The organism is Streptomyces sp. NPDC002309 (assembly GCF_053593375.1).
In genome coordinates, this window is record NZ_JBSFCI010000099.1 from 1 (window position 1) to 3,828 (window position 3,828).

Sequence of the window (3,828 nt, forward strand, 5' to 3'; positions counted from 1 at the left end):
TGTCCGTCCTCGGAACGGCGCGGAATCGGTCTCTCACCGACTCACCCGGGTTGACGCGCCAACCGCTGCGGGCGGACACCCCCCGGCCCGCCCCCTTCCCGCCGCGGGCGGGTGCGGGTCCCCGGGGGGCGCCGTGCGCGGGTGCGGCTCCGCGTGGGCGGGGGGCCACCCCGGCGCGGCACCTTCCCGTCGTGTGCGGGTGCGGGGTCGTGCCCCCGAGCCTGGTCCGGGGGCGGATGCGGTCGGGCTGGTCCCTTTCCCTCTCACGCGGGTGCGGGTTCGGGCCCCTTTTGCTACTCCGGGCGCCATTGTCAGTGGGCTGCTGTAGCTTCCGAAGTGCCGGGCGCAAAGGCGCGCGGCGCAGGGGACGGCCACAGGGGTGGGTGGACGATGAGCAACGGCACGGCGACGACAGATCTCGACGCCACACTGGAGAAGCACCGGGTCGAGCTGACGGGCTACTGCTATCGCATGCTCGGCTCCTCCTTCGAGGCCGAGGACGCGGTCCAGGACACCCTCGTCCGTGCCTGGCGCAGCTACGACAAGTTCGAGGGACGCTCCAGCGTCCGTTCCTGGCTCTACCGGATCGCGACCAACGTGTGCCTGGACATGCTGAGCGCGGGCAACAAGCGCGCCAGGCCGATGGACCTGTCCGAAGCCACCCCGCTCGCCCGGGCCGCGCTGTCGCCGCGCCCCGACCACACCTGGCTGGAGCCGATGCCGGACGCCCGTGTGCTGCCCTCCGTCACCGACCCGGCGGAGGCCGCGGTCGCCAAGGAGTCCGTGCGGCTGGCGTTCATGGCCGCCCTCCAGCAACTGCCGCCCAAGCAGCGCGCCGTGCTGATCCTGCGCGAGGTGCTGGCCTGGAAGGCGAGCGAGGTCGCCGAACTGCTCGGCACCTCGGTGGCGTCGGTGAACAGTGCCTTGCAGCGGGCCCGCGCGACGCTCGCCGAGCGCGCGGACACCGGCTCGGACGCGGTGGTGTCCGACGCGCTGGACGAGGAGCAGCAGAAGCTCCTGGAGCGGTACGTGGCGGCGTTCGAGGGCTACGACATGACGGCACTGACGGCACTGCTCCACGAGGACGCCGTGATGACGATGCCGCCGTTCGACCTGTGGCTGCGCGGCCCGGCCGACATCACCGGCTTCATGACCACCATCGGCTCCGCCTGCGCCGGTTCCCGGCTGCGCTCCGTCGAGGTCAACGGCCTGCCGGGCTTCGCGCACTACAAGCCGGACCCGGACTCGGGCGGCTTCGTGCCCTGGGCGGTGCAGGTGCTGGAGATCTCAGACGGGCGGATCACCGGGTTCCACTGCTTCCTCGACACCAAGCGGTGGTTCCCGTTGTTCGGGCTGCCCCTCCACCTCGAAGCGGAGTCCGACCAGGTCTAGGAGGGCGTGCAGGGCCGGGTCGGGGTCGCGGAGCCGGATCCCGCTTCCGGCCCGCTCGGCCGTCAGCGCCAGCCGGGCCAGCAGGTCGACGGTCCCGAGGCCCGGCGGCCCGATCCCTCCGACGTCACATACGACCACCGGAGCCCGGGTGTTCTCCAACAACGCCCGCACGTCGTCGCACAGCCCTGTCACCTCGTCCCGGGTGACAGGGCCGGCCAGCACGATCTCGGCAGGGGTCATGGCATCCACGCCCCGGTAGACCGGCGCGGATGCCATAACTCATCGTCGGCGGAGTCCTCGTCGCGCCGCGAGGATCACATTGACCTGGGCCGGGGCAGCCAACGGAGGTCGGGCGCATGCCGCATGGATCAACCTCGCCGACCGCAATACGACTCCTCGCCAAGTAGTCCCTGTACAGGGGGCGTTGGGGGGCTTCGCAGTGATCGCCGTGGTCATCGCCGTCAATTGTCACCAAGCTCGTCTGCCCTATGGCCTCCAGGCCACCTCGTCGAGATGATCTCAACGATCACCGACAAGGCCCTGGAGTCGATGAACGAGTGGCGCACCCGCCCGCTCGACGCGGTCTATCCGGTGGTCTTCGTGGAGCGATCAATGTGAAGATCCGGGACGGGCAGGTCGCCAACAGGCCGATCTATGTGGCGATCGCGGTCACCGCCGACGGCTACCGCGAGAACGCTGAAAACGCAGAGTGTTTTACCGGACGTCGACGTAGTCGCCTGGTGCGTTGCCGGCTGCGGTGGTGGTGTTTCCGGGGTAGCTGTAGCGCCAGTATCCGTCGCGGTTGGCGGTGACGGTGGTCTTCAGGGCGCCGGTGGAGCCGGCGGTGATTGTCTTGACGGTGGTGTAAGTTCCGGTGGGTGTGCGGAATTGCAGGCGTACGGGCTGATCGGCGTAGCGGTGGTATTGGTAATCGTGCCAGTCGATTCGGCTCAGTGCGCCCGTGACGGTGATCGTTTTGCCCTTGGTCACCGGCTCAGGTGCCGCGTTGGCCGTGAGCTTCGCGGCTCGCAGAACGCTGAGGGAAGCCGCTGCCTTGCGGTGATAGTCACCGTCCAGCGCGGTCGCGTTGACATGGAGGCGCCAGATGCCTGCGTCCGCGTTGTGGAGCCAGCCTTCGCCCATGATGAACCCGAAAGTGCACTGTGTGGTGGTCGCGTCAACCCTCCTGCACTTGGGGTCGGCTGGGGCGGCCAGGGCGCCTGTTGGTGCGGTGCTGGGTCCCCGGTACAGCCAGGCGTCGACGTAGTCGATGCCTCCGGGATCGCTCGCGGTGACGGTCGCGGTGAAGGATGTCTGTGCTGCGGCCGTGACGACCAGCGCTTTGCCGCCGTTGACCGTCGCAGACAGGATCTGCGTGTCGCCTAGACGGTTCTCCGCTGTGGCCGTTGAGGTGCACAGACACGTGATCGAAAGGGCGGCGACCAGAGTCGCCGCGACACGTCGTTTAACCATAGAACCCCCAGATGGGACGCTGGCCGGCCGCGGTGATCGCGGGCGGTGGCGCGATACTAGTCGCCTCACAGTGGCTTGTGATCATCTCCACCATGTTCGGCAACGGATGGCCGGGAGCCGGGCCGGGGGCGAACTGCGGCGCGGTCTCGTTACTTCCGCGTCGACTCTGTGCGCTGCAAAGGCTCAGCAGCAGCCTCTCGAGGCCGCGGGGCAAGGAGCCTGCGTCTCTACGCCGTCGTATCGGTGATGGACTCAGGCCGCTGGTCCCAAGTCCCCTCCCCTGGCTGGAATGCCTGGCTCGCCCGCCTGCGGGTTGCCCTGATTCACCTTTGACGGCATGTCCGTCCCGGCCGTCCTCCTGGCCTTCGGGATCTCCCTGCGTGGCAGCACCCTTCCGCTGCGCGGCGGAGAACGGAGGCCGGTGCGCCTGAAGGGTTTTCAACTGCTGGTCATCAAAGTCGGGAAAGTGAGCGTAACCCTGTTTGAGTGAGTGTCGTTGTCAGGGTGTGAATCTGACGGAATGGGCGAAGACGCAGGGCGTGCATCCGCAGACCGCGTATCGCTGGTTCCGTGAGGGGATGCTGCCGGTACCGGCTCAGCGGGTCGGTCCGCGCACGATCCTGGTGAACGTCGAGTCGAACGCCGCGCCGGAAGCGGTCGGAGGGCTGGGTCTGTATGCCCGTGTCTCCTCGCATGACCAGAAAGCTGACCTGGAGCGGCAGGTTGCCCGCTTGTCCGCGTGGGCGGCGAAGGCCGGTCACCGGGTCGTGCGGGTGGAGTCCGAGATCGCCTCGGGCATGAACGGTGGCCGGTCCAGGGCCCGTCGTCTGCTGGCCGATCCCGAGGTGATCACCGTTGTGGTGGAGCACAAGGACCGGTTGGGCCTGATGAACGTGGAGCTGGTCGAGGCCGCCCTGTCCGCGACGGGCCGTCGTCTGATCGTCCTCGATGAGGGCGAAGTCG

4 protein-coding genes and 2 pseudogenes are annotated in these 3,828 nt (G+C 68.5%); 4 read left to right on the top strand and 2 right to left on the bottom strand.

Annotation, left to right across the window (positions count from 1 at the left end):
* Nucleotides 1-390: 390 nt before the first annotated feature.
* Complete coding sequence (locus ACWCPM_RS34615; protein WP_450980231.1) at nt 391-1,392, top strand: sigma-70 family RNA polymerase sigma factor; 1,002 nt, start codon at nt 391-393, stop codon at nt 1,390-1,392.
* On the opposite strand, the gene ACWCPM_RS34620 is transcribed toward ACWCPM_RS34615, so the two are convergent.
* The gene (locus ACWCPM_RS34620; RefSeq protein WP_450980232.1) at nt 1,288-1,668 is read right to left on the bottom strand and encodes an STAS domain-containing protein; all 381 of its coding nucleotides are present in this window, start codon (nt 1,666-1,668) and stop codon (nt 1,288-1,290) included. The two genes, ACWCPM_RS34615 and ACWCPM_RS34620, sit on opposite strands and share 105 nt — an antisense overlap.
* Nucleotides 1,669-1,902: 234 nt before the next feature.
* Here ACWCPM_RS34620 and ACWCPM_RS34625 point away from each other — a divergent pair.
* A pseudogene (locus tag ACWCPM_RS34625) lies at nt 1,903-2,084 on the top strand (transposase); the annotation flags it as partial.
* 22 nt (nt 2,085-2,106) lie between these two features.
* On the opposite strand, the gene ACWCPM_RS34630 reads toward ACWCPM_RS34625, so the two are convergent.
* On the bottom strand, nt 2,107-2,865 hold the full coding sequence (locus ACWCPM_RS34630; RefSeq protein WP_450980233.1) for a calcium-binding protein: 759 nt from the start codon (nt 2,863-2,865) through the stop codon (nt 2,107-2,109).
* A gap of 337 nt (nt 2,866-3,202) precedes the next feature.
* Between ACWCPM_RS34630 and ACWCPM_RS34635 the strand changes: the two are divergent.
* Nucleotides 3,203-3,295: pseudogene (locus ACWCPM_RS34635) on the top strand (AEC family transporter); the annotation flags it as partial.
* 76 nt (nt 3,296-3,371) lie between these two features.
* On the top strand, nt 3,372-3,828 hold a 457-nt coding region (locus ACWCPM_RS34640; protein ID WP_450980234.1), incomplete at its 3' end, for an IS607 family transposase.